General features: G+C 58.3%; 15 protein-coding genes and 1 tRNA gene. 7 read left to right on the forward strand and 9 right to left on the reverse strand.

From position 1 onward, the window contains the following. Positions 1–64 precede the first annotated feature (64 nt). Positions 65–532, forward strand: a complete 468-nt coding sequence (locus V6W80_RS19395; RefSeq protein WP_338545129.1) for a pilin — start codon at positions 65–67, stop codon at positions 530–532. A gap of 283 nt (positions 533–815) precedes the next feature. Here V6W80_RS19395 and V6W80_RS19400 read toward each other — a convergent pair whose 3' ends face one another. The 4 genes from V6W80_RS19400 to V6W80_RS19415 all read right to left on the reverse strand — a co-directional run bounded on the left by V6W80_RS19400 (position 816) and on the right by V6W80_RS19415 (position 5,506). Continuing rightward, complete coding sequence (locus V6W80_RS19400) at positions 816–1,199, reverse strand: SDR family oxidoreductase (protein ID WP_338545130.1); 384 nt, start codon at positions 1,197–1,199, stop codon at positions 816–818. Further along, the gene (locus V6W80_RS19405; RefSeq protein ID WP_338545131.1) at positions 1,141–2,142 is read right to left on the reverse strand and encodes a hypothetical protein; all 1,002 of its coding nucleotides are present in this window, start codon (positions 2,140–2,142) and stop codon (positions 1,141–1,143) included. Before V6W80_RS19405 ends, V6W80_RS19400 begins: the two co-directional genes overlap by 59 nt. An 877-nt stretch (positions 2,143–3,019) precedes the next feature. Further along, positions 3,020–4,006, reverse strand: a complete 987-nt coding sequence (locus tag V6W80_RS19410) for a hypothetical protein (RefSeq protein ID WP_338545132.1) — start codon at positions 4,004–4,006, stop codon at positions 3,020–3,022. Positions 4,007–4,507: 501 nt separating this feature from the next. Continuing rightward, positions 4,508–5,506, reverse strand: coding sequence for an SDR family oxidoreductase (locus V6W80_RS19415; RefSeq protein ID WP_338545133.1), 999 nt, complete (start codon positions 5,504–5,506; stop codon positions 4,508–4,510). A 289-nt stretch (positions 5,507–5,795) separates the two neighbouring features. Here V6W80_RS19415 and V6W80_RS19420 point away from each other — a divergent pair. The 6 genes from V6W80_RS19420 to cyoE all read left to right on the forward strand — a co-directional run bounded on the left by V6W80_RS19420 (position 5,796) and on the right by cyoE (position 11,049). Beyond that, positions 5,796–5,871: transfer RNA gene (locus tag V6W80_RS19420), tRNA-Thr, on the forward strand. Positions 5,872–6,278: 407 nt separating this feature from the next. Beyond that, complete coding sequence (gene cyoA, locus V6W80_RS19425; RefSeq protein WP_338545134.1) at positions 6,279–7,202, forward strand: ubiquinol oxidase subunit II; 924 nt, start codon at positions 6,279–6,281, stop codon at positions 7,200–7,202. A gap of 3 nt (positions 7,203–7,205) precedes the next feature. Further along, entirely contained in the window at positions 7,206–9,194 is a 1,989-nt protein-coding gene (gene cyoB / locus V6W80_RS19430; protein WP_017640825.1) for a cytochrome o ubiquinol oxidase subunit I, read from the forward strand. Between the two features lie 3 nt (positions 9,195–9,197). Then, positions 9,198–9,812: a cytochrome o ubiquinol oxidase subunit III gene (locus tag V6W80_RS19435; protein ID WP_026083816.1), complete on the forward strand. Its 615-nt coding sequence runs from the start codon at positions 9,198–9,200 to the stop codon at positions 9,810–9,812. Then, positions 9,812–10,150: a cytochrome o ubiquinol oxidase subunit IV gene (gene cyoD / locus V6W80_RS19440; protein WP_064307849.1), complete on the forward strand. Its 339-nt coding sequence runs from the start codon at positions 9,812–9,814 to the stop codon at positions 10,148–10,150. Before V6W80_RS19435 ends, cyoD begins: the two co-directional genes overlap by 1 nt. An 11-nt stretch (positions 10,151–10,161) precedes the next feature. Then, positions 10,162–11,049, forward strand: coding sequence for a heme o synthase (gene cyoE, locus V6W80_RS19445; RefSeq protein WP_231893052.1), 888 nt, complete (start codon positions 10,162–10,164; stop codon positions 11,047–11,049). 61 nt (positions 11,050–11,110) lie between these two features. Here the strand turns inward: cyoE and V6W80_RS19450 are convergent, their stop codons facing one another. From V6W80_RS19450 to V6W80_RS19470, 5 genes are all read right to left on the reverse strand, one after another. Next, entirely contained in the window at positions 11,111–14,875 is a 3,765-nt protein-coding gene (locus V6W80_RS19450; RefSeq protein WP_338545135.1) for a pilus assembly protein, read from the reverse strand. 155 nt (positions 14,876–15,030) lie between these two features. Continuing rightward, positions 15,031–15,639: a pilus assembly PilX family protein gene (locus V6W80_RS19455; protein ID WP_338545136.1), complete on the reverse strand. Its 609-nt coding sequence runs from the start codon at positions 15,637–15,639 to the stop codon at positions 15,031–15,033. Continuing rightward, positions 15,636–16,436: a PilW family protein gene (locus V6W80_RS19460; RefSeq protein WP_017640831.1), complete on the reverse strand. Its 801-nt coding sequence runs from the start codon at positions 16,434–16,436 to the stop codon at positions 15,636–15,638. The genes V6W80_RS19455 and V6W80_RS19460 overlap by 4 nt, the downstream gene beginning before the upstream one ends. A 3-nt stretch (positions 16,437–16,439) precedes the next feature. Further along, positions 16,440–17,036: a type IV pilus modification protein PilV gene (pilV, locus tag V6W80_RS19465; RefSeq protein WP_017640832.1), complete on the reverse strand. Its 597-nt coding sequence runs from the start codon at positions 17,034–17,036 to the stop codon at positions 16,440–16,442. Further along, positions 17,037–17,570: a GspH/FimT family pseudopilin gene (locus V6W80_RS19470; RefSeq protein ID WP_017640833.1), complete on the reverse strand. Its 534-nt coding sequence runs from the start codon at positions 17,568–17,570 to the stop codon at positions 17,037–17,039. Positions 17,571–17,599: the final 29 nt, after the last annotated feature.

Genomic DNA, 17,599 nt, shown 5'->3' on the forward strand with positions numbered 1-17,599 from the left:
TTGGCACGACCTATGCTTAAGTCCTGACAGGCACGTTGGCCTGACCCAACCTCGGAGATTTGGAATGAAAGCTCAGAAAGGCTTTACCTTGATTGAACTGATGATCGTGGTCGCGATCATTGGTATTTTGGCTGCGGTAGCATTACCTGCATATCAAAACTATACTGCAAAGGCAAAAGTTTCCGAAGTTATATTAGCAGCCTCCGCCTGCAGAACTACAATCACTGAAGTCACGCAAACAGCCACTACACTACCGGCAACAAAAGACACTTGGGGATGCGGCGAATCAAGCACGGAAACTTCTAAGTACGTCAAGTCCATTTCCACTGCTGCCACCACTGGAGTTATTACAGTTACAGCGCAAAATATAAATAGCGATGTAAACGGTCAAACACTTACTTTGACTCCGTACAAAGGGGCTAGCGGTACTGATGCAATTTCAGCCGGCGATTCCATTGGCCACTGGGTGTGCGGCGGAACCATTCCTCAAAAGTATCTACCTGGTTCCTGCGTAACAACCGTAGCCAAGTAACTAGTCAAAGGGCATTTGACTCATGCAAATGCCCTTTGACCAGCCTAACAACGCAAAATTAAAAGCCACCACTAAAACAAAATTAATCCGTTTACAGCTAAACAATAAACAATAAACATGCACTTACAATGCGATGCTTGTAATGCAGAATCACACCCAAGACTTTATATAGCAAACACAAATTATTAGCTTTAGCACAAGAATTATTACAGCATCCCTTCCCCACAAACGCCCCTACCACCGTCCCCGTACTAAAACTCGCATCCTCTTCTGCCAGCGCCACCTATAGTCCCGCTAACTCCGCAGGCTGTAGTGCACGCCCCAACGGCGTATGCTGGCCAAATTCCTTCATCTGTCCTTCCAGTTGCCCACCCGCCACATGCAGCAGTGTCCATATCGGACCCGGTGCTACGGCGTTGACGCGGAGGCCCTTCTTGGTCTGTTGCTTGGCCATGCCCTTGGTAAGATTGAGGATGGCGACCTTGGCCGAGGCGTAGTCGATCAGCTCTTCTCCGGGATCATAGGAATTCGCCGAAACGGTATTGATAATGCTGGCGCCTGGAGGCCGGTGCGGGATGAAGACCTTGCTGAAGCGGAAGACACGCTGTCTACCGCTTGCGCAGCGATAAACATAATCTTTCCCATACCCCTTTACTTTTTTCAACATTCAACTCTTCACGTAAAACTCTTGCCTCATTTATTTTTTCCTGAATGGTCTTTTCAGCATTTTCGAGCTTTCTCACCACACCTTGGCACTCACTGATTTTGCTATTCAGGGCCAATTGTTTGTTAGTCACCTCGTCACGCAAAGATGCAACTGTTGCCGACATGGACATTTTTAGGTTCGCCATCTCTGCGTCTTTAGCCCTTTGCATTTCATGTAGTCGGAATTTCTCTGCAACCATTGCGTCATGATGATAGGCAAGGCTGACCGGATCAGATATTATTTTCGCATAAACCTTCTCACTGACTATCTCTTTGACACGGGCAAAAGAGCACTCCAGACTCGCCTCAAGATCATCCGGCTTTATATACTTTTCAACTTGCAACCCTGAAGTCACTCTAACCTCAATAATAGGCACACCGTGATTCTCGAAATCCTTTATCTTCCGAGGCTCACACTGATGCGTCACCCAAACCTCGATCACAACCTTTCCTCCCCACTTCTTAAAGTAAAGGTTATCATCAGTAAATTCACCATAGAGATCAGGTATGTAATAGCGGCCATTACCGAAACGCAGCTCGACCTCCTCAGCCTCAAGTCGCGTAAAGGTGAAAGAAATCTTTTGATCACCAATAATAAAGTTAATGGTTTTAAGTTGAGACAATGCGGCAATTACAAAGGCATGAGAAAGGGACTGCCCGTCTTGACTATTGGCACACTCGCCTCTGGGCCCAATCTCCTTGTAACGAAACCAGCCTCCCTTGACCGGAATCAACTGCCGCCTCTTTAGCGCTTTAGAGTGCGTACTGAAAAAGACTAGGGAATCGTATAAATCCGGATCTTCACGCTTTATCTTTAAAACTTGCCAAATGAAAAACAATTTGAACCGACCATCATCATGGTTTAAAAACTGGCCATTTTTCTTCGCACATGCCCAAATTTTCATTACCCACACCCACCCAAAGGAGAATTATACAAAAAAATCGTTTAATCTCAGAAACCCTATACAGCTCAGTATATTTAAACTCTCCTTAAAATCCACCCTGAGCCCTGGAATACCTATGAGCACGCCAACCGTCATCCCCGCACAATGGTTTACAAAGAAATCCTGCGAAATTTAGGCATCTATTCCATTGACAAATTCGCCAGAGTTATTACCTGCTGGAGGCATGCTGCTCAGTGCCACAGGGACCTTCCCTGCAATGAAGTGAGCTTTCTCAGAGGCAAAACGAATGGCGCTCAACTCAGCACATAGGAGATCAATCAAGCTATTGCTGAAAGCGGCACCCATGCCGGGCTTGAGGGTTTTGCAGCTGCCAATGTCATCTTGTGAGCTTTGGTTGAGGGCAACAAAATCCAATATGTTTTACTATTGAGCAAACTGATCAATTGATAGGGCCTTCAACATGCAAACGCTTTACGAGTGGGTACAGACATTGAAAACTTGTTACGATACCACCCGTTGCGATATAGCGATACAATAGAACCCTCGTCGATATTACCGATATAATCGCAAACAGACCGCCATGAAGCCCTATCTGCAGCCGGTGGAGGGAGCTGGAGATTTTGTCGATGGCGCACTAGTCCACACTAGCAATTGAACAAGTGCCAAATGCTTCGACAAGAAGGCGGCTGTATTATTCTGTCAAAACGGTCAGGCCGAATGGCTGGTTTAGTTTAGCCCTGAATAGACTTCCTCCAAGCCTCACTGACTGTAATAATAATCTTCCTCGACCAATGGTGACGATATCGACGAGCGCTACCACCCAAAGCGCGAGTAAGTTTTTTTGGCCGGAATGCCGCAACGCAATCTAGTCCCTCGCCTACCGTATGTCTTCAAACATGCCCTGCAACGCCACCAATTCTTCCTCATGCCTGCCGTCCTGACGAGCCTCCAGGTACGGCCTTAGCGTAGCGATGCTGGTGATTGAGCGTGTGATCCGCTCTTCTTCACTTGCCTGGTGTTGCAATTCCTCTCGATCGCACTTGAGTGTCTGCTGGCGCCGCTTGGGATTGCTGCTGTGATAGTGCTGGTAGAAATGGCTACGCAGCGGAGTGCGATGCAGGATCTCTTGCTGCTCTTCGCGCAAGCGCGCGGTTTGCGCCTTGAGTAATTCGAGCACGGCCTCCTGGTCACCCAGCGCGCTTAGAGGTGATTCGCCGATATGGTGCTCGTAGAGCTCCAGCAGCTTGAAGACGTCCTGCTGGTCGCGCGCCTCGGTCAGCTCCTGCATTTGCTGGCCACGCTGGGCCTTGAGTCCCGGATCAAGTTCGCGGTCGGGGTGCAGACGGCGGGCTAGTTGGCGAAAGAGATCGTTGATCGAGAAGCCGCGCAAGACCTTGTCCAAGGCGGACTGGCGATCACGTTGCGCCTGCTCGGCCGGATTGTCCTGGAAGCAGCTGTCGTCGAACGACGATTCCTTGGCGTCCTCGTCGTCAAAATGGAGGTCGTCCAGCTCACTGCTGAATCCTTCGTCGTCTTCGTCCCTCATGCGGGCTTCGGGATCCAATGCGGCCACAGCACCTTCCAGCTTGACCGTCATCTCTTGCACTAACGGCTCGAAGACCACGGGCTCAAGGCAGGGCGAACCCCCTAGCAGCTCGACGTTTTCCTGGATCCAGTCGATCAGCTCGACGCACTGCCACTGGGCAAGCGTCTTGCGGGTGGCGAAGGTGCTCAGATGGCGCGTCTGCTCAAGCAACGCAGCATTCATTCGCTCCTCTGCCGGGCGCAACGCTTCAATGCATTCCTGCTCGATCAGCGAAAGTGCATGGGCTTGCTTGGCAGACTTAGCTTTCCGCAGTTTCAAGAGTCCCTCCGGCAAGGTCGGTTGATTGATCTTTTAAGATTAGCGAGGTGCGACGGCAAGACAACCCCCACGAAACATCCGTGTTATCTAAGATTGCGCAGGAGCGACGGGCTGGTGTGACTCGCCACGGTCATCACCTGCGCCGCCATCCCTTTGATGCTGAACTTGGCGGCTGCTGGCCTGCCGTCTCGAAAACCCTCCGCAATTGGTTCTGCGCCGGCCAAGCGAAGGCTCTGGAGAGCAGTGCTATCTTAGGCGGCTCCGGCGCACGGACCGTCGCCCCAAACTTAGGTGCACGCCTAGTCGCTGGCGGGAGCCCTTCCGCCCCCTAGGTTCTGTACGAAAAGTCGCCGAGCGAAGGTCAGAAGGCAAAAATCGGCGAGGAAGCTGAGTTTACGAGTGGTAAATGAGCATTCCGACCGCGCTGGCGATCGAGCTGATTTTTAACGCAGCATCACCGAGCGCAGGCACTTTTCGTACAGAGCCTTGTGATGACCGGCCCTATGGCATCCCCTTCCCCCCAAACGCCCCCACCACCGTTCCGGTACTAAAACTCGCATCTTCCTCCGCCAGCGCTACATAAAGCCCCGCCAACTCCGCCGGCTGCCCTGCCCGACCGAGCGGCGTGTCTTGCCCGAACTCCTTCATCTGTCCTTCTAACTGACCACCCGCCACCTGCAGCGGCGTCCAAACCGGACCCGGTGCCACGGCGTTGACGCGGATGCCCTTCTTGGCCAGTTGTTTGGCCATGCCCTTGGTGAGATTGAGGATGGCGGCTTTAGTCGAGGCGTAATCGATCAGCTCTTCACCAGGATCATAGGAATTCACCGAGACGGTATTGATGATGCTGGCGCCCGGCGGCAGGTGCGGGATGGCGGCCTTGCTGAAGCGGAAGACGTGATAGACGTTGGTCTTGAAGGTCCGGTCGAATTGCTCGTCGGTGATCTCGAGGATGTCGGCCTTGCTCTGCTGGTAAGCCGCGTTGTTCACCAGGATATCCAGGCCACCGAGTTGCTGGATGGCCTTGCTGACGACCTCTTCGCAAGCCTCCTGGGTACGGATATCGGCCGGCAGGGTGATGGCCTTGCGCCCGGCCTCCTGGATCAGCTTGACCACTTCCTGGGCGTCGGATTCTTCGGACGGGTGATAGTTGATGGCTACATCCGCCCCCTCGCGGGCGAAGGCGATGGCCACGGCGCGACCGATACCGCTGTCGCCGCCGGTGATGAGCGCCTTGCGCCCGGCCAGGCGACCCGAGCCGTGATAGCTGGTCTCACCATGGTCGGGGCGCGGCTCCATCTTGCTGGTCAGCGCCGGCCACTCCTGGCGCTGCTCCTTGAAGGGCTCGCGGGTGTACTTGGTGCGCGGGTCCTGTAGCGGCTTGGCGGGACGGGCCGCGCTGCTGCCTTCCTGGGCAACGGCAGCGCCTGAAGCTGCAGCGGCTAGCCCCACGGCGGAGCCGACGAGGACATTACGACGGGTGAGGGAGTAATCGGTCATCGTGGCTCTCCGCATGGGCAGCTATCAGCTTGCAGTATGGGTGGGGCGAAGCTGCGGCAAGGCTGGATCCGCGAAGGATTAGGTATGACGACTTCGATAAAGGTTTCCTGAATGAGCCATACCCTGACCACTGACCTTCCTCTCGACCAATATCGTCAGGCCGGGAGGCGTTGGCGAACCCCAAATTCGCAGCAGGCAGCAGTGCGACACATCGCCACAGGCCGTCGCACGGGGGCAGCGACCAGGCTTGCATAACAGATAACCGAAGTCTTATCATTGAAAGCTTCGTGCCGGTGTAGCTCAGTTGGTAGAGCAGCGCATTCGTAATGCGAAGGTCGTAGGTTCGACTCCTATCTCCGGCACCATCCTTCCGCGTCGTCTTCTCCTCATCTTTCCAAAGCCTTCAAGGCTTTAGCCGCCTTGGGCCGCGCCTTCCTGGGTCGCTTGCCAGTTGCTCCCCCTGCCTTCGAGCAGCCCGTTACCTGCTCCGAGAACTGGCGACTCCGCAACCCTCGACTACTCTTACCCAGCGCATGACAGTGCCTTACCCCGCCTGTTTTCGGCTTTCTCGACGACCGACAACACCTGAACAGCGGCTGACCAAAGGGTCGAATATCCAGCCCCTCTGTGGCACCATACCGCGCTGCGAAATCCCGCAATTTCTGCAATCCATCAGCCTGCCGCACGGATGCCTGTCCGTTGCGGAGCATGAGGCTGGCGACAGGCACGTTGAGAGAATAACCACGATGAGCCGCTCTACTGAGGTCGTGAGATGAAACTAACGAAGTATCTAAAACCAACCGGTTGGCTTCTGGCCAGTGCCGCCGCGCTGCTGCTCAGCGGGTGCGACGCCGTGCTGCTGGATCCGAAAGGCTCCATCGGCGTGCAAGAACGCAACCTCATCTACACAGCGTTCGGCCTCATGCTGATCGTGGTGATCCCGGTCATCGTGATGACCTTCCTGTTCGCCTGGAAGTACCGCGCGACCAACAAGGACGCCAAGTACACCCCGAACTGGGCTCACTCCTACAAGATCGAAGCCGTGGTCTGGCTGGTCCCCCTGGCCATCGTGGTGTTCCTGAGCATCCTGAACTGGAAGACCTCCCATGAGCTGGATCCCTTCAAGCCGCTGGATCATCCCGAGCAGCCGCTGGTGATCGAAGCGGTCTCGATGGACTGGAAATGGCTGTTCATCTATCCCGAGCAGGGCATCGCCTCGGTGAACGAGATCGCCATCCCGGTCAATCGTCCGGTGCAGTTCAAGATCACCTCCGAGTCGGTCATGAACACCCTGTCCATCCCGGCCCTGGGCGGCATGATCTACGCCATGTCCGGCATGCAGAGCCAGTTGCACCTGATCGCCGATCATCCCGGCGAATTCGAAGGTCGCTCGGCCAACTACAGCGGCGCCGGCTTCTCCGACATGATCTTCGCCGTACACGCGGTACCCACCGCCGGTGATTTCGACGCCTGGGTCAACAAGGTCAAGCAGTCGGGTGGCAAGACCCTGGACCAGGCGAGCTACACCGAGCTGGCCAAGCCCAGCGAGAAGCAGCCGGTCGCCTACTACTCGACGGTCGAGCCGGATCTGTTCAGAACGGTCATCAAGAAGTTCATGAAGTCCGACTTCAGCAAGCAGACCGATCACGTGATGGACATGAGCCAGCACGGCGGTCAACACGGTACCGAGGAATAAGTCATGTTCGGTAAATTAACTCTCGCGGATATTCCGTATCACGAGCCGATCATTCTCGTGACGTTCGTCGTGGTCGCCCTGGGTGGCCTGGCGCTCATCGGGGCACTCAGCTACTTCGGCAAGTGGGGCTACCTCTGGAAAGAGTGGCTGACCACCGTCGACCACAAGAAGATCGGCGTGATGTACTTCATCGTCGCCCTGATCATGCTGCTCCGTGGCTTCTCCGATGCCATCCTGATGCGTAGCCAGCAGGCCATCGCCTCCGGCGGCGCCGAGGGCTACCTGCCACCCCATCACTACGACCAGATCTTCACCGCCCACGGCGTGATCATGATCTTCTTCGTGGCGATGCCCTTCGTGGCCGGCCTGATGAACGTGGTGACACCGCTGCAGATCGGTGCCCGCGACGTGGCCTTCCCCTTCCTGAACTCGCTGAGCTTCTGGCTGTTCGTGGCCGGCGCCGTGCTGATCATGATGTCGCTGTTCGTGGGCGAGTTCGCCGCGACCGGCTGGGTGGCCTATCCGCCGCTGTCAGGCATCCAGTACAGTCCAGGCGTAGGGATGGACTACTACATCTGGGCGCTTCAGCTCTCCGGTATCGGTACGACCCTGACCGGCGTCAACTTCTTCGTGACCGTGCTGAAGATGCGCACCAAGGGCATGACCCTGATGCGCATGCCGATCTTCACCTGGACCTCCTGGTGTACGGCCATCCTGATCATGGCGGCCTTCCCGATCCTGACCGTGACCCTGGCACTGCTGACCCTGGACCGTTACCTGGGCTTCCACTTCTTCACCGCGGAAGCTGGCGGCAACCAGATGATGTACACCAACCTGATCTGGGCCTGGGGCCACCCCGAGGTATACATCCTGATCCTGCCGGCCTTCGGCGTGTTCTCGGAAGTGACCTCCACCTTCAGCAAGAAGCGTCTGTTCGGCTACGTCTCGATGGTCTGGGCCACGGTAGCCATTACTGTGCTGTCCTTCATCGTCTGGCTGCACCACTTCTTCACCATGGGCTCGGGCGCTAACGTCAACGCCTTCTTCGGCATCGCGACCATGATCATTGCGATCCCGACGGGTGTGAAGATCTTCACCTGGCTGTTCACCATGTACCAGGGTCGCATCCAGTTCACCTCGCCGATGCTCTGGACCCTGGGCTTCATCGTGACCTTCAGCATCGGCGGCATGACCGGCGTCCTGCTGGCGGTACCGGGTGCCGACTTCGTGCTGCACAACAGCCTGTTCCTGATCGCTCACTTCCACAACGTGATCATCGGCGGCGCCGTGTTCGGCTACTTCGCCGGCATGATCTACTGGTTCCCGAAGGTCTTCGGCTTCAAGCTGAACGAGAAGCTGAACAAGCAGGCCTTCTGGTGCTGGCTGATCGGTTTCTATGTCGCCTTCATGCCGCTGTACATGCTGGGCTTCATGGGTATGACCCGTCGTCTGAACCACTACGACAACCCCGACTGGCACCCCTTCCTGGTGACCGCCGCCATCGGCGCCGGCATCATCGCCCTCGGCATCCTGAGCCAACTGTGGATGTTCTACGTCAGTATCCGCGATCGCAATCTGCCGGAGAACGTGGACGTGACGGGCGATCCGTGGGATGGCCGTACCCTGGAATGGTCGACCTCCTCGCCGCCGCCCTTCTACAACTTCGCCGAAGTGCCGGAAGTGCACGACATCGACGCCTACTGGGGCATGAAGGAAAAAGGCATCACCGAGAAGAAGGATGCGGACTACAAGCAGATCCACATGCCGCGCAATACCGCTGCTGGCATCGTGATCAGCCTGTTCGCCCTGGCGCTTGGCTTCGCTCTGATCTGGCACATCTGGTGGCTGGCCATCGCTAGCTTCGTGGGTTCGATCGTCGCCTTCGTTATCCGTAGCTACGACGAAGACACCGACTACTACGTACCGGCGGAAGAAGTGGCGCGCATTGAAAACGCACGCATTCAGTCCCTGGCGAAATTGAAGCAGGCCTAACCAATGGCGAATCAAGTTATGCATAACGAAGTCGCCCATGCCGAGGAGCATGGGCACCACGACGCGGGATCCTTGACCACTTTCGGTTTCTGGTCCTACCTGATGACCGACTGCATCCTGTTCGGAACCCTGTTCGCGACCTATGCAGTGCTGAGCAACGCCTATGCGGGCGGCCCGACCCACCACGACATCGTCAATCTGCCGTTCGTGCTGGTCGAGACCTTCCTGCTGCTGTTCTCCAGTATCACCTACGGCTTCGCCATGATTGCCCAGCACAAGGGCAGCAAGAGTGGCGTCCTGGGGTGGCTGGCGGTCACCTGGCTGTTCGGTGCCGGCTTCATCGGCATGGAACTCTATGAGTTCAACCACCTGATCCATGAGGGCTGGGGTCCGGATCGCAGTGCCTTCCTGTCGTCGTTCTTCGCGCTGGTCGGCACCCACGGTCTGCACGTGAGCTCGGGTCTGATCTGGATGATCGTGTTGATGCTGCAGATCTCTTCCAAGGGTCTGACCACCACCAACGTGACCCGCCTGTCGTGCCTGAGCCTGTTCTGGCACTTCCTGGACATCATCTGGATCTTCGTCTTCACCATCGTCTATCTGATGGGGGTTCTGTAATGGCGCACGACCATAACGCCCACGGGCACACCGCCGAGAGCCATGGCACTTTCAAGAGCTACATGGTCGGCTTCATCCTGTCGGTCATCCTGACGGTCATTCCCTTCGGCCTGGTGATGTTCCCCACCTTCTCCAAGGGCGCGACCCTGGCGATCGTGGTGATCATGGCGGTGGTACAGCTGCTGGTGCACCTGTACTTCTTCCTGCACCTGAACACGTCCGAAGAACAGCGTTGGAACGTGATCTCCTTTGGTTTCACCGTGGTCATCGTCGGTATCTTGGTCGTGGGATCCCTGTGGATCATGTACCACATGCACCACAACATGATGATCCACTGAACCGGGCCGACGTGATGATCAAGAAGTACCTTCTCGTGACCAAGCCGGGCATCATCTTCGGCAACCTGATCTCGGTTGCCGGCGGGTTCTTCCTGGCTTCCAAAGGGAGCATCGACCCGCTGTTGCTGCTGGCGACGGCTATCGGGGTGTCGTTGGTCATTGCTTCCGGCTGTGTGTTCAACAACGTGATCGATAGGGACATCGATCAGAAGATGGAAAGAACCCGCAATCGTGCCCTGGTACAGGGCACGATCTCCTCGAAGGTGGCGCTGGCCTATGCCACCCTCCTCGGCCTGGCCGGGGTGGGGCTGCTGTACGTGGCGACCAATCTGGTCGCCACCGCCTTCGCGGTGATGGGTTTCGTGGTGTACGTGGGGCTTTACAGCCTCTGGCTCAAGCGCGCCTCGGTCCACGGTACCCTGGTCGGCAGCCTGTCCGGTGCCGCTCCGCCGGTGATCGGCTACTGCGCCGCCAGCGGCCAGTTCGACAGCGGCGCCGCGGTGCTGCTGCTGATCTTCTGCCTCTGGCAGATGCCGCACTCCTACGCCATCGCCATCTTCCGTCTCAAGGACTACACCGCGGCCTCGATTCCGGTACTGCCGGTGGCCAAGGGTATCTCGGTGACCAAGCGTCACATCGTCTGGTACACCGTAGCCTTCCTGGCCGCCACCCTGCTGCTGACCGTGCTCGGCTACGCCGGCTACGTCTACCTGGCAGTGGCTGCCGTGATCGGTGCCTGGTGGCTGCGCCTGGCCTTCATGGGCTATCAGGCCGAGAACGACGTGCAGTGGGCACGCAAGCTGTTTGGGTTCTCCATCATCGCCATCACCGCCCTGAGCGTGATGATGTCGGTGGACTTCCAGATCCCGGGCGACGTGCTGCTGACCTACGCGCGTTGAGACGCACCGTTCCATGAAAAAGCCCGGCCTAGTGCCGGGCTTTTTCATGACTTCTCGATTCCTAAGGATCGGGATAGTCCTGGTTGGTGATGACACGCCAGGTCTGGCGGCGGCTAGGACTTAAATTACCGCCTTTTCCGTCTCTGGGCGGCGTATCGCTGCCATAGATCGCGGAATCGGCCAAGGTGCCCTCCATGCTGAAGGTGCCATCGCCATAGACGAAGGGCACGATCCCTCCCAGCAAACCATCCATCTGGAAGCGCCCGTAGACCGTATCCAGTCCAAGGTTGAACAGTCCCCTGTTGCTGCCGCCGGTGTAGGGATCCAGGGCATAGAGGTAGGTGGTGACACCAGCGGTACAGGCGTCGGTACTGGGTATCAAAGAGCTCATCAACAGCGCGCCGCTGAACAGCTGGGGCTTGTTGATCACCAACTCGCCGTTCAGCGGCAGATTGAGGTACCAGCCCTGTTTGCCGTTAGCAGCCGTGACAGGGTCATAGTTCACCGCCGTGGTGGAAACGGTGTTCGCGGTGCTGCTGGCACGGGAACCGGCGGAGCTGGTATAGCTGATGCGTTGATCGGTACCCAGGGTCTGCTGCTGGAGATTGGCCGTGGTCAATAGCGGCGTACTGCCCGCTGGCGAACCATCGGTCTGCCGATCCCAGATACCGTAGAGGGTCATGGCCTTGCTGGTATTGGCGATGGCATCGTTGACCTCGAGGTACTTGCCGGTTCCGAACAGCACCAGGTGCCCCGTGCCACTGGGGTGGGTAACCACCAACGGACTGGCGGTGATCGGCTGGACCAGGTTGGTGGTGCCTGGCGCCACGCTGCTGGCCCGAGCGGTGTACAGCGGTCGACCGCCAAAGGCCACACGAAAATTGTCCCTGGTCGCAGCCGCGGTCAAGGAAGTGCCTATCAGATCGAAGCGCCAGAGATTTCCGCGCAGATCACCGGCATAGGCGTAGTCGGCGATCAAGTCGCCATCGACGTCAGCCACGAAGGGTGAACCCAGCCCGTTAGGCGTGGCGAGATTGTCGCTAGCAGGCAACGCCTTCATCAGGCTACCGTCAGCGAGGTTCATCACGTACAGCACAGCATTGTCCTGAGCGCTGTTGTAGCCGTTGCTCACCACCACGCCCCAACCGCCCGTGTGCAAGCGCGTGATGACCGGCTGGCCATAGGTGAAGCCCAGGTCCTTGTAATCGGGATCGGCTGCGGATTTTTCCCACAGCAGTACCGGGACATTGGGATTGGTGATGTCCAGGGCGAAGATGCTCTGCCCTCCCCCCCTCAACGTCCCAACCAAAACCGTACGCCAGGCACCGCCAAGGTAGGCCTCACCTATCACCGGCGTGTTATCGACATAGGATTGATGTCCGCCGCCGGTATAACTGCGTTCGGTAAGCCGGGTGAGATTACCAACGACCGCGCTGGGAACGAAGGCATAGACCTCCTGCCCTTGATCGTTGAAGGCATGCAGCATGCCGTCGTTGGCGCCGACGTAGATACGGCGCTCACGAGCGAGGTTGGCGGTGCGAAAGGTGGCGTAGGAATTGTCACCGACCATGGCATTCATCAAGGCGATGGGACTGCTGGGCATGTCTACCACCGCCGGCGAGGAATTCACGATATCCCCGAGAACATGGTTACGCGGCCGGAACGAGGGCGTCGCATTCGGCGCTTCCAGACTGCGATCTCCACGCAGATAGTCCACACGGCGACTGCCGTAGGTATCGGTAGCGCCGCCCGATGTTCGATTGAGGCTGATCTGTTGATCAACGTTCAGATTGGCCCAGGCAAAATCAGTCAGCGTGCCGCCCTTGGCCATATAGATCTTTCGAGCGGCAAAAGCGGTATTGCCCGCGACAAACCGGCTATCGAGCTGCTGAGCCGCACTCCAGATGCGGGTCTTGGTCGTGGCGGTGCGTTGATACTTGATGACATCCCCGCTCCAGTCGGTACTGGAAAAGGAGGGCTCATAGGTATAGAGCGAGGTGGTATCTCCCACCTGGGTTGGGGATAGAGTCTGGCTGGCGCCGACACTGGTGGATTGATTGATCCGGGTGATCACCTTGCCGAGGGAGCTGATGAGATCGCTAGCGTTTTCGGCACTGAAGAACTCACCCCGGGAATTGATCGCCGCGTGCCAGAGATCATAGACGTTGTTCTGATTGACCGAATTGTCCGCGCCGGCCACTGGCCAGAGCGTGGTACCGGCCGCCAACCCGGAATAGCCTCCGGAAAAGGTATCCCCGCCCCAGGCCGGATTGACCAGGGCGCTGCTCAGTCCGATACCGACATAGAAGCCGGTCAGGTGCTGCCAGGTGGCGGGGTCATTGCGCGGATTCCAGTAGGGCGAAAGGGTCCGATTGCCCTGCTTCTCGTCACTGGTGGTGGTGTTGTAGGGAGGCACCTTGTTATCGAGATTGGGCTGGGCATCGGTACGCCAATAGAGAAAGGCAAGATCCGCCAGGGTATTGGCCGTGGTGTCCTGAAACGGCGCCTGTGGGGAATACTGCTGGCCATCCGGCAAGGTAGCAGCGCTACCATCCACGTCGCTCGAAGCGAAAGCCGCATTCCAGATGCCGTCGGTCACCACTAGGCTGTAGCTGGCCCGGCAGCCATAGACTGGCGCTTCGCTGCTGCCAGGCTGGAAGGCATAGGGACTTTCACTGCCTGTGGTCTTGAGCAACTCGCCGACACGGGCGACCGCCTGCAGCAAGGGCGTACTCTGGTTGTAGTAGACGTCGCCCAGCCAGGTGAAAAAGGCGGCCCGGTGCGCCCCGGTGAAGGGCCTCAGCCGGTTGTCATAGGTCGTGGAACTGGAGTTGCTAATGCCGCGGCAGTTGGCATTGGCGGTTACCAGAATGCAGCTGTCACTGGTGCCCAATGCCTGCCAACCAAGCCGGATATTCTCCGAGGCGTCCGCCAGCGCCAGATTGGTCGACGTCTGCGCAGCCAGCGCTCGGCTACGATAGAAGGAATACCAGTTGGCGAAGTTCTGCCGCTCGTCCGTGTTGTTGGGACCCGAAGAGGCGCCTACCAGCACCCGCCGGTAGCAGCCTTCGGTCTGCAGGGTGGCGGGAAGACAGGTACTAAGCGTCGTGTCGTAAAGATAGTAATAGGCCTGTACACCGGTGATGGCGGCCGAGACGTTGGTGTTGGCCGTAACGGTGTAGTTGACCGAGGAAATCACTCCGAATAGCCCATAGTCCACATTGCGCGTGCAGGTGACGTTGCTATAGGTAACAGTCGACGTATTGGCGATGCTTGCCGCGCATCCGCCCGTCAGCGACTGCCCAAACAGTAACCAACCAAGCAAGGACGAATCGCTGATGGAAACCTGTGCGCCATTGATGATTTCGGTGAAACCGGCGCCCAGGAGTATGTCCAGCAGGGTCAGCCGCCCATAACTCCGACTGGTTCCCTGGTAGGTACCCGCGCTTTGGAAATCCTGCGACGGATTCTCTGCCAGCATACTTGGACTGTTGTTCTGCAATCCCGGGTTCCCGTAGGTATTGCCGCGTGCCACATTGGGATCAGTGGTCACCAAGTTGGGGTTGTAGCTCCAGCTCACCCGGTAGTCGCTGGCCAGATTGACGCTGCCCAGACTGGATCGATAGCCATTGACGTAGGCACTGGTAAAGCTGGTGGTCAGCCGCGTGCGAGTCAGGCCCCCGGCAGTGCTGTAGCTGACCGCATAGGGTGCCGGATAGGTGATCGCCGGATTGTAGTAGAGACTGTTGAAGGCCGCCGACTTGGCACGGCGGGTTGGCCTGATGACCTCGGTATTGGACGCATCCGGCACCACCGCCATCTGCATGCTGGTGGAGTTGTCCAGGGTGACGAACAGATTGGGGCCGATGCTGTTGGTCAGGAACAGCGGCTGCTGGCTGAGATTCAGCGCCGCGGCTTGAGCGGCTGGCGCAGCGAAGGTCAGGAGCAGGGTCAGCGCCCCAAGGCCTGATACGGCTCGACTCATGGCACCTCCAGGGCGACGACGCTCTGCAGGATCACCGGGAAGCGCCGGCCTCGATCCTGGGCGACGGCGGTGATGCGGAACAGGTTGGTGGCCGGTGCAGACATATCGACCGAGCTACTCCCCATGGCGGTCACCACCCAGCGCGGCGTCTGGCTGAAAGAAGCGCTGCCATCGGAGCCGCGATAGGCGACCGTACGGGTTGTGGGCGCACTTCCAGTCGCCTGCAAGGCGGTGGCCGCCCAGGTCTGGGTCAGGATACTGGTGCTGAGATCACTGGCCTTGGTCAGGATGCAAAGATCACCGGTCTGTGCCTTGGCGAACGCGCTCCGCACGGCTGGCACGCTTTCCGTGCAGCTGGCAAAACCGGCGCTGAAGGCAGTGAAGGAAGGCTGTTGGCTGAGGGCGACCAGGCGGCGCTCCCCCTCCCGTAGCGCTGCCTCCGCCGCATTGAAGGCCTGGGTGTTTTCCAGCGCCGCGCCACCACTGCGGGCCTGCAGCAAGGTCTGACGCATGCTCGAGGCGGCCAGTAGCGAAAGCAGCAGCAACATCACCAGGGCGATCAACAAGGTCGCACCCCGCTGCCCAGGACGGCGGTAGGCTTTCATAGCGCGAGATTCCTCAGCATGACGGTGCTCTGCAGCATCTGCATTGGCCGACTCGCGTCATCGATCTGCCGACCCGTCAGCGTCTTCCAATTAGCGGCAGCGTTACTGGCGACATCGCTCGTGAGTGCCTCGGTGGTGCTGAGCAGCGCCGCATAGCGCACCGCCGCGCTGCTGCCCTTTTGCACATCGGATTTCAACGGGATAGACCAGCGAAAATCTTGCAGCCCCTGCACCAGCACCGCGCTGCCCTTGCGTGTCAGAGCCCCGGACTGCTCGCTCCAAACGGTGCAGCTCAAGGTACCGGCACCGGGTGTCGCGCCGGCGGTATAACGCAGCTTGAGCAGGATATTGCCGCCGACATTGAGATTGACCCGGGGAATGACGTTGCCCAGGCAATCCAGGTCCTTGTTGTCCAGCGCACCTTGATAGCGGATGCAGACGCCGGTAGGCGCGTCGACATTGTCCGTAGTGGCAGCGAAGGTGACGCCCGCGTCAAGGGCGGGACAGCTGACACCATCGTTGTCCGCTACGGCATTGATGGCGGGAAACGCCGACGACAGGGTGCTCTGATTGCGGATGTTGGCGCGGAACCCGGTTCTCGCCAGTTGCCGATCAAGTACCTGCAAGGTCAACTGGGCATTGTTGCGATTGCCGGTCTGGCCTTGCTGAAAGAGAAAACTGCGCTTGTTGTTGATATAGATCTGCGAGACGCCCAGCACCAGGAAGGTACCCACGGTCAGGGCGATCATCATCTCGATGAGTGAAAAACCCTTCTGTCCACGCGACATGATGAGCATGGCCTACAGCTCCGAGCGCAAGGCGTAGTAGCAGACGCCCTTGGGACAATTCAGCGAATCGTTGCTGACGTCCTGCCAGGCCACCACAACCATTACCGGTGCCACCGCCGTGGTCTCGCAGGCCTTGAGTGGCGTGGTGTTGCCGGAGGTATCGCTGGCGGGCAACGGCGGTACGCCGGATGCCGGACAGACCGCGAAACTGCTGGCGATCAAGGCATCCGTCACCGGCAGCAAGGCCTTCACCTGATTCAACCAGCACCCCAGATCCTGCCCTGCTACCGTGTCACCTCCCGCAGAGCGATCCCGGTTCAGGCAGGTCTTGCCGGCATCGAGCGCCCTGGTGCGAAAATTGGTCCCCGGTTGCTTGATATAGGCGCCGTCGATCTTGACCTTGTCACTGGCCACCACCTGATCGCGATTGCTGCGCATCAGTTCGAGCAGGTCATTGGCCAGAACCATCGCATTGCTGCGCTGCACCGAGTCCTGGGACAGCGCCACGCTGCGCGTTTGCAAGGCCACCATGCCCAGCACACCGATGCAGATGATCACCAAGCTGACCAGCACCTCGATCATGCTGAACCCACCCTGCTGTGGCTTCATTTAGCTGCACCCCACAGCGCTTGGGCGGGTAGGCACGTAGTCAGCCACGCTCAGCACGCCCCCCTGGCTGAGCGTGAATTGCTTACCCTGGGCAAGGGCATTGGTGGCGCAGACGCGAATGGTGGCCTCGCCAGTCAATTTCAAACTGCCGTTGGGCTGGAACGTCAGACTGGCGAGCGGAGTGCCGCCCACGGCTCCGGTCCCATTGACGCCATTGCCCAGCCCACCACTGTATTGCCGCAGTACCTCGGCTGTCGGCAGTACCACCGTACTGACGGTACTGATCCTCAGCGCGCCCATCCAGCCGTTGGCGTCCACAGGATCGGTCGTGACGACGACATTCACGCCGCGACTCATGGCTTCACTGCGCGCGTAATAGAGCGCGCGCTGTAATTCTCCCGCTGCCGCCTGGACGCGGTTGCTCTGAACCAGACCGGCGAAGCCCGGCGCCGCCAGTGCCGTGACGATGCCCAGCAGCGCCACGACGATCAAGACCTCGATAAGCGTGAAGCCCGAGAGGCGTTTCGACTGCATTCCCGCCGCCTGAAAACCCGTTACTTCAC

The organism is Pseudomonas benzopyrenica (assembly GCF_036884265.1).
Lineage (GTDB): Bacteria > Pseudomonadota > Gammaproteobacteria > Pseudomonadales > Pseudomonadaceae > Chryseomonas > Chryseomonas benzopyrenica.

Bases quoted from the DNA above. Each gene is read 5' to 3' on its own strand.
- V6W80_RS19395 (WP_338545129.1), top strand. From the start codon at position 65: ATGAAAGCTCAGAAAGGCTTTACCTTGATTGAACTGATGATCGTGGTC.
- V6W80_RS19400 (WP_338545130.1), bottom strand. From the start codon at position 1,199: ATGTTGAAAAAAGTAAAGGGGTATGGGAAAGATTATGTTTATCGCTGC.
- V6W80_RS19405 (WP_338545131.1), bottom strand. From the start codon at position 2,142: ATGAAAATTTGGGCATGTGCGAAGAAAAATGGCCAGTTTTTAAACCAT.
- V6W80_RS19415 (WP_338545133.1), bottom strand. From the start codon at position 5,506: ATGACCGATTACTCCCTCACCCGTCGTAATGTCCTCGTCGGCTCCGCC.
- cyoA (WP_338545134.1), top strand. From the start codon at position 6,279: ATGAAACTAACGAAGTATCTAAAACCAACCGGTTGGCTTCTGGCCAGT.
- cyoB (WP_017640825.1), top strand. From the start codon at position 7,206: ATGTTCGGTAAATTAACTCTCGCGGATATTCCGTATCACGAGCCGATC.
- V6W80_RS19435 (WP_026083816.1), top strand. From the start codon at position 9,198: ATGGCGAATCAAGTTATGCATAACGAAGTCGCCCATGCCGAGGAGCAT.
- cyoD (WP_064307849.1), top strand. From the start codon at position 9,812: ATGGCGCACGACCATAACGCCCACGGGCACACCGCCGAGAGCCATGGC.
- V6W80_RS19450 (WP_338545135.1), bottom strand. From the start codon at position 14,875: ATGCAGATGGCGGTGGTGCCGGATGCGTCCAATACCGAGGTCATCAGG.
- V6W80_RS19455 (WP_338545136.1), bottom strand. From the start codon at position 15,639: ATGAAAGCCTACCGCCGTCCTGGGCAGCGGGGTGCGACCTTGTTGATC.
- V6W80_RS19460 (WP_017640831.1), bottom strand. From the start codon at position 16,436: ATGCTCATCATGTCGCGTGGACAGAAGGGTTTTTCACTCATCGAGATG.
- pilV (WP_017640832.1), bottom strand. From the start codon at position 17,036: ATGAAGCCACAGCAGGGTGGGTTCAGCATGATCGAGGTGCTGGTCAGC.
- V6W80_RS19470 (WP_017640833.1), bottom strand. From the start codon at position 17,570: ATGCAGTCGAAACGCCTCTCGGGCTTCACGCTTATCGAGGTCTTGATC.